Annotated in this window: 7 protein-coding genes; 1 reads left to right on the top strand and 6 read right to left on the bottom strand. The window is 57.7% G+C overall.

Annotated features, from left to right (window positions below; all coding sequences use genetic code 11):
• Positions 1–207: 207 nt before the first annotated feature.
• The 5 genes from nuoK to NW856_RS13400 all read right to left on the bottom strand — a co-directional run bounded on the left by nuoK (position 208) and on the right by NW856_RS13400 (position 3,948).
• Positions 208–513 (bottom strand): NADH-quinone oxidoreductase subunit NuoK, encoded by a 306-nt coding sequence (nuoK, locus tag NW856_RS13420; RefSeq protein ID WP_041437244.1) that lies wholly within the window; start codon positions 511–513, stop codon positions 208–210.
• 80 nt (positions 514–593) lie between these two features.
• The gene (locus NW856_RS13415) at positions 594–1,202 is read right to left on the bottom strand and encodes an NADH-quinone oxidoreductase subunit J (RefSeq protein WP_414400659.1); all 609 of its coding nucleotides are present in this window, start codon (positions 1,200–1,202) and stop codon (positions 594–596) included.
• Between the two features lie 119 nt (positions 1,203–1,321).
• Positions 1,322–2,674: a TPM domain-containing protein gene (locus NW856_RS13410; protein WP_414400658.1), complete on the bottom strand. Its 1,353-nt coding sequence runs from the start codon at positions 2,672–2,674 to the stop codon at positions 1,322–1,324.
• A 36-nt stretch (positions 2,675–2,710) separates the two neighbouring features.
• Positions 2,711–3,466, bottom strand: a complete 756-nt coding sequence (locus NW856_RS13405) for a lipoyl protein ligase domain-containing protein (RefSeq protein WP_414400657.1) — start codon at positions 3,464–3,466, stop codon at positions 2,711–2,713.
• Positions 3,467–3,483: 17 nt separating this feature from the next.
• The gene (locus NW856_RS13400) at positions 3,484–3,948 is read right to left on the bottom strand and encodes a YbjN domain-containing protein (RefSeq protein ID WP_414328810.1); all 465 of its coding nucleotides are present in this window, start codon (positions 3,946–3,948) and stop codon (positions 3,484–3,486) included.
• 222 nt (positions 3,949–4,170) lie between these two features.
• On the opposite strand from NW856_RS13400, the gene NW856_RS13395 reads away from it, so the two are divergent.
• Entirely contained in the window at positions 4,171–4,926 is a 756-nt protein-coding gene (locus tag NW856_RS13395; RefSeq protein ID WP_414357952.1) for a 5'-methylthioadenosine/adenosylhomocysteine nucleosidase, read from the top strand.
• Between the two features lie 70 nt (positions 4,927–4,996).
• Here NW856_RS13395 and NW856_RS13390 read toward each other — a convergent pair whose 3' ends face one another.
• Positions 4,997–5,950: a PspA/IM30 family protein gene (locus NW856_RS13390; protein WP_414400656.1), complete on the bottom strand. Its 954-nt coding sequence runs from the start codon at positions 5,948–5,950 to the stop codon at positions 4,997–4,999.
• Positions 5,951–6,017 lie beyond the last annotated feature (67 nt).

Here is a 6,017-nt window from a genome sequence, read left to right as displayed (position 1 = left end):
TGGCTCAAATGAAAGATCAACACAACCTAGTCAACTTGATCTTCGGTATCTGGGTGATCTTTGCCATTCCACCCCGCCTGAATAAATCCCGCTGGCTGGGTCTGCTGGTTTTCCTGCCTGTTTTGGGAGCTTTGCTCTACTCAGGCATTCTGGCCTTCACTTGAATTAGCCAGCCTTGCTTGATACAAACTAAACAATCGAAAAAGTCTACCACTTAAGCAAGTTGAAGCTCTCCATATCGATAGTGGCGCGGTTGCGGTAGATCCCCAGCACGATGGCCAAGCCCACTGCGGCCTCGGCAGCCGCCACAGTGATGACAAACACCGAGAACACCTGGCCGCGAATCATCGCTGAATCGACAAAGTTGGAGAAAGCCATGAAGTTCAGGTTCACCGCATTGAGCATCAGCTCAATCGACATCAGCACGCGAATCGCATTGCGGCTGACGATCAGGCCGTAGATGCCAATACAAAAAAGAACCGCTGCCACCACCAAGAAAAACTGCAGTTGCAACATCGCGATAGGCTCCAGTAGATACGCAATGAGAAGGGCACTGGGAAAACTCTGGATTTTGTGATCGAGAGCAGGTAGCTTCAACGGGTGCTCACCAGCTCTGCTTGCCGTTCCGACTCCGATTCAAGCTGGGGTCGGGCCCGCTCCAGCAAGCTCAGATCCCCTTCTCCAGCTTGGGGAATGACAAACTCTCGACGCGCCAGCACAATAGCACCGATCAGAGCCATCAACAGCAGGACAGAGGCCAGCTCGAAAGGCAGAAGATAATCGCTGAAGAAGTGGCCGCCGATCACCAACACACTGCTCAAAGGTTGGATCGGCTGCAGCGGCCAAGGGGTGTTCAAAGCCATCGCGGCTAGAAGGGCAAACAACCCCAAGCACACGACTGCCGTCACTCCGTTGCGCAGCCAGCCCAGCTTCAGAGGAGCAAAGTTGTAGCGCCGATTCACCAACATGATGGCAAACAGGATCAACACATTAACCGCGCCGACGTAGATCAGAACTTGGGCTGCGGCCACAAAATCGGCATTCAAGAGGAGATACAACCCGGCCATGCTCAGGAAAACGCCCCCGAGCAGAAAACCGGAATAGACAATGCTGGGGGCCCAAACCACGCCTAGCGCGAAGCCAATGGCCATCGCCGATAGCACCACAAACGTAACCAGTTGTACGCCTTCTCCGAGGGTCATGAGAGATCCGTCCTTAGCCAGTTTCTATTGCTGCTCCCTTACCACTGTACTGTCCTGGCGGATTTAAGAGAAGCCCGACTCCTTTTTCAGATCGATAGAGAAATCTCTAGAGTTGGGTCTCACCAACTGCCGCCCGCTCCGCCACCTCCGCTGCTACCGCCACCGAAGTCTGAATCTCCACCTGAATCTCCACCGAAGTCTGAATCTGTGTCTGTGTCGCTGAGCTCGGGGATGACCACCTCTCGCTCAGTGCGGTAGGAGCACAAAGGGCAGCTAAAGATTTCCCGCTTCAAACCGCTCTGGGAATAGGTAGCCTCCACAAGGATCTCCGTGGAGAGATCCAAAGTGAGAGCTCGACACCTAGGGCAGTAATGGTCGCGGTAGGACGGGCTTTCGCGAACAACTACGGCAACCCCCTGGCAGGCTGGGCAAAACCAGCCGTAGTACTGCGCTCTGCCACTGCTTTTGGCTAGGCGATCCGGCTGGTAGAGGCGCTTATTAAGAACTTCGGGCTGGATTGGGCGCATGGGTCGGCCACATGCTTGACAAACCACCGGCTGAAAAGGGATCCCACGCTTCAGGCCCAAGGTGCCGTCAGTGGCCATAGCAGCCACAACCGGCAAAGCGAACCCCAGCCAAGTGCCGCTGGACAACCCCAAGAACAGGCCAAGGCAGAGGGATCCCGAATAGAGGAAGAGACGAATGGGGCCGCTCTGAACCGACGAGAGCGCAGCACCTGTTCCTTGATCTCTGGGTGTCAGAGAGAGGACTTGTCTTCCCCCTCGCTCGGCCCTCAGAGAGACGGGCATGCGAGAGCGCTGCCACCCCAGCCCCAAAATGATGATCCCCAGCAGCAGCAGGATCCCTTCCACCAGGGAAGAATCAATGCCCTGGGCAACTGCCCCAGAAGGAGTTGCAATCGTTGAGGTGGTAACTCCAGAAGCTGCCGCAGGAACATTTGCAACGGGCTGGCCCTGCAACACCGAGGTCAACTGCCGCACCCCCGCCAGAGTGCCGCCATCGAAATCCCCATCGCGAAACTTGGGCAGGATCTGGCGGTCGATAATCTGCTGGACTCGGCTGTTGGGGAGGATGGTGGTCAAGCCGGTGCCTGTTTCAATTTCCACCCGCCGATCCCCCACCGAGATGAGAAACAAAACCCCGTTGTTTTGGCCTACCTTGCCGATACCCCAGTAGTTAAACAGCCGAGTGGTGAAATCTTTCGGCGTGGTGTATCCCTGGGTATTTGGCACAGTGACCACCGCCATTTCTGCGCCGGTGCGCCGCTCAAGCTGAGTGATGAGACGATCCAGCTCGCTTTCGGTGCTGCTGCTGAGAATATTGGCCGTATCGGAAACCCATCCCCCATAACTGCGGCGAGGATTGGGTACTTGCTCGAGGGTGATCGCCCAGGCAAGCCCTGGCAGGAACAACGACACACCCAACAAAACTGCTGCTGAAGTCCTCAGCATGGTTGGATTCGGCCAACTGCTGCCTTGATTCTATACTCACTTTTCTGGATGAGTTTGAAACATTCCCCCACCCTCATAGAAAGCTTGCCCCTGCCAATCCACCTCAAGGCACCGCCCCGCCACCTGCAGAAAATGGTCGACTAAGCCAGGGATCCCTGGCGCCGTGGGGCAAATGTCGTAGATACCAATCACCTGCGAGCCGGGCAGATACCGTTCCCACAGCTCTAGATTGGGTTGCAATAGGAGGGATCCCTGTTGCAGGATCCCCCAAGGTTGCCACAGTTGGGCGTTGCCCATCAGCTTTTTGCCCTGCCAGCTCAAGTCAGCACGGGTACGGGAGGCAAAGCAACTGATTTTATTGCGGTAGCCGGGATCCCGGTGGCTTCGGCCGTGAGCAAAAGCGGGCTCATCTATGGCAATGCCCAGCTCCGCCAACCCCTGCACCCAAAAGCGGCAACAGAAGTCGTACACCCAGGCCCGCTGCAAACTGGGCAACCTGGCTTGCAAGTAAGAAAGGGGCAACACCAAGCTGTAGGTCAGCTCTGCTGCATCCTCAGCCGCCTGATGGAGCACCGCCCTTCCCCCGGTGGGTCGGCGCACAATCGGGATCCCTGGCAGGGGATCTGGCCAAACCTGGTGCCGTCCCAGCGAGAGGGTAAGCTGATCCCAGCCATAAAAGCGCAGGCAGGGGTGAGGGTCATGGCGCAGCCGCTGCAGAAGCCAGGCATCCTGCTCCATTTGCCGGGCCCCAGAGGCCACGCGGTAGGGGAGCCAGTATCCCTGGGATCCCATCCTGGCAAAGCCAGACCCTAAACTTTGGGAAACTCGGCCTGGAGGGGCTCATCATATTCATCGGCCAAGCTGGCCACAATGGTGATGGCCCGGGAAATTTCGCCCGCTGTGATCCCTTCCAAGGTGCGGTAGTGGTTCAGCACCACCTGGTTGTTCCAAATGCAAAAACGCGCCTCTAGGGTGTCGCTCCAATTCTTCTCCAGGAGCTTCTGCATCAGCTTGGCCGGTTCTGCCACCGGCAGAGAGAGAACAGGAGACCATACCAAAAGGGTGTCTTCTGGGGATTCGCCGCTCAGATGGACGAACACTTCTGCCGTGCCGTAGGTGAACTTCCAGGTGTGTCCCTGCTCATGGTTTTCGTAGGCCGCATCCTCTTTGAGGCTGGAAACCACCGCCGAGACAACCTCAACGCAGCGAAGGGGCTCTGGAAAAACCTCTGGCGAAGGGTTAAAGGTGCTCATGAGCGGCTCACTGTAGACCATGGTCTTCCCCCTATTCCCTATCCAACCACCTCAACTATACCGCTATACCGCCTGAGACTCCGACCTATCCGGTCATCGCTTTGGGATCCTCAACTCAGGCGAGAATGAAACCGTTGGCAATGGTTCACTTAGTGGCCGGACAGGTGAGGGCAAGCGATCCCCCCCCGCCAACTGGAGAGAGAGCCTGTTCAAAAGTCTTTCGAAGAACCTGAGGGAAGCTCTATGGAATCTCCATCTCATCTCCCCCAGAAAGCGATTGGTATTCTTGGAGCCCTGCCCGAGGAAGTGGCCATGCTCACCGCAGCAATGGAAACCTGCTCCATCCATACCCATCTGGGGCGACAGTTCCACCAGGGATCCCTGGCGGGGCAACCGGTGGTGGTGGTACAAGGTGGGGTGGGCAAGGTGCGGGCGGCAACCACGGCGGCTCTGTTGGTGGCCCATTTCCCTTTGCAGGGGATCATTTTTACCGGTGTGGCCGGGGCCTTGGCCGATCACCTGCACATGGGAGATGTGGTGCTGGCCCATGCGGCGATCGAGCACGACTTCGGCACCGGGCGTCCAGAGGGCTTTGTTTTGGGGATCGACTTTATCCCAGAGCTGCGCCACCCACTGGCCGAGGCCGATAGCGCCCTCTACGACCTGATTGTGGCCCATCCCGAGCGGATCCCTCTCCACCCCCTACAAGGCCGGGATCCCGTCATCCATCAAGGCTTGGTGGCCACCGGCGATGTGTTTGTGGCCGACGCAGACCTACGCCGACAAATCCGAGAACGCACCGGCGCTTTGGTGGTGGAGATGGAAGGGGCAGCCGTGGTGCGAGTAGCGCAAGAAGCCGGGATCCCTTGTTTGCTGGTGCGCTCGGTCAGCGATGCAGGGGACGATACGGATTTCTTGAGCTTTTTTCAAACGGCGGCGCTCAACTCAGCAGCAGTTGTCCGCACCATCCTGCAAAGTCTGCCCCCGTCCTTGCCTTAGCCCAAGTGCGCAGATCCCCTCCTCTAGCGCAAAAGACGCAAAAGAGGAGTTGGGCATGGTTGCGTTCGCGTCAGTTGTTCATCTCCCGCTCCAGTTTGGCCATCGAGATCTGGCTTTCTAGGCGGGAAATGCCTTCGCGAAGGGTTGCCACCTGCGCTTCAACTTCATCCAAAGATTTGCGAACCGCTTCTGCTGCGCTCATGTGCTGGTTGCGCCGGACCAAAGCCTCGCGGGCAAGGTCATCCTGGTTCTGTTGGCTGGCTTTCTCAGCCCTGACAAACCAATCTTCGGCCTTTTGCAAAATTTCGTCGTACCGCCGTTCCAGTTGCTTGCGACTGGCCAGGGTTGTGGTGAGGCTGCGCTGCAATTGTTTCAGATCCCGCTCCATCTGCCGGATGCTCACCCTCTGTCGGCTGGGCTTTCTCCACAGCACTTTGCTCAGACCCACCACCACCACTGCGGTAGCAATCCCCACACCCGCAGCCGCCGCCGGATTTTCACGAATCAAAGAACCATCCAAAACATTGACCCCTGCAAAGGCCGAGGTTTGTGTGGCCGTCTCCCGAAACTCCCAAGGCATCACCGGATTGCGCTGCTGCCAGAAGCCCAACCGTGCCGCTTGGGCCCCCTCTTGAGCTTCTAAGTAGCGCTGCCGATTGGCCCCGTGCAAAAAGCGCTCGTAAACCACCGCCTGACCCTGGCGCAACATCTCCAAATTCACCAAACCATCGGCGTTGTACACCTGGGCAATGTGAAGCCCTTCCGGTGTGACATAGAGGGTATCCACCTGCACCAGGGATCCCGTCGGGAGCAAGTTTTGCAGAGCCTCTCGGGATAGCCGCCCCCAGCGCCCTTGGGTCAGCTCCGGCGCATCCACATAGGCCAGACGAAAACGGGTTGGCCTGCCGTTCAAGTCCGCCCAGAAGGTATCCCCATCCACCACCGACCGCACCCGGGCCGTCCCGGAAGATTGTGCTGCCGCCGGAAGAACAAGCCAACTGCCCGAAAGGACAGCCACAGTCATCAGAAGGGAAGTTCTTGAGGTCATGGGGGTCACTCCTATTGTGCAGAACAAGAACAAAAGTTAAGAA

Origin of the sequence: Synechococcus sp. R3-13 (assembly GCF_047462195.1) — a bacterium.
Classification (GTDB): domain Bacteria; phylum Cyanobacteriota; class Cyanobacteriia; order Thermostichales; family Thermostichaceae; genus Thermostichus.
Note: the sequence above shows the minus strand (reverse complement) of the source record. Positions and strands in the feature narration are given on the sequence as shown.

Bases quoted from the DNA above. Each gene is read 5' to 3' on its own strand.
- NW856_RS13415 (WP_414400659.1), bottom strand. From the start codon at position 1,202: ATGACCCTCGGAGAAGGCGTACAACTGGTTACGTTTGTGGTGCTATCG.
- NW856_RS13410 (WP_414400658.1), bottom strand. From the start codon at position 2,674: ATGCTGAGGACTTCAGCAGCAGTTTTGTTGGGTGTGTCGTTGTTCCTG.
- NW856_RS13405 (WP_414400657.1), bottom strand. From the start codon at position 3,466: ATGGGATCCCAGGGATACTGGCTCCCCTACCGCGTGGCCTCTGGGGCC.
- NW856_RS13400 (WP_414328810.1), bottom strand. From the start codon at position 3,948: ATGGTCTACAGTGAGCCGCTCATGAGCACCTTTAACCCTTCGCCAGAG.
- NW856_RS13395 (WP_414357952.1), top strand. From the start codon at position 4,171: ATGGAATCTCCATCTCATCTCCCCCAGAAAGCGATTGGTATTCTTGGA.
- NW856_RS13390 (WP_414400656.1), bottom strand. From the start codon at position 5,950: ATGACTGTGGCTGTCCTTTCGGGCAGTTGGCTTGTTCTTCCGGCGGCA.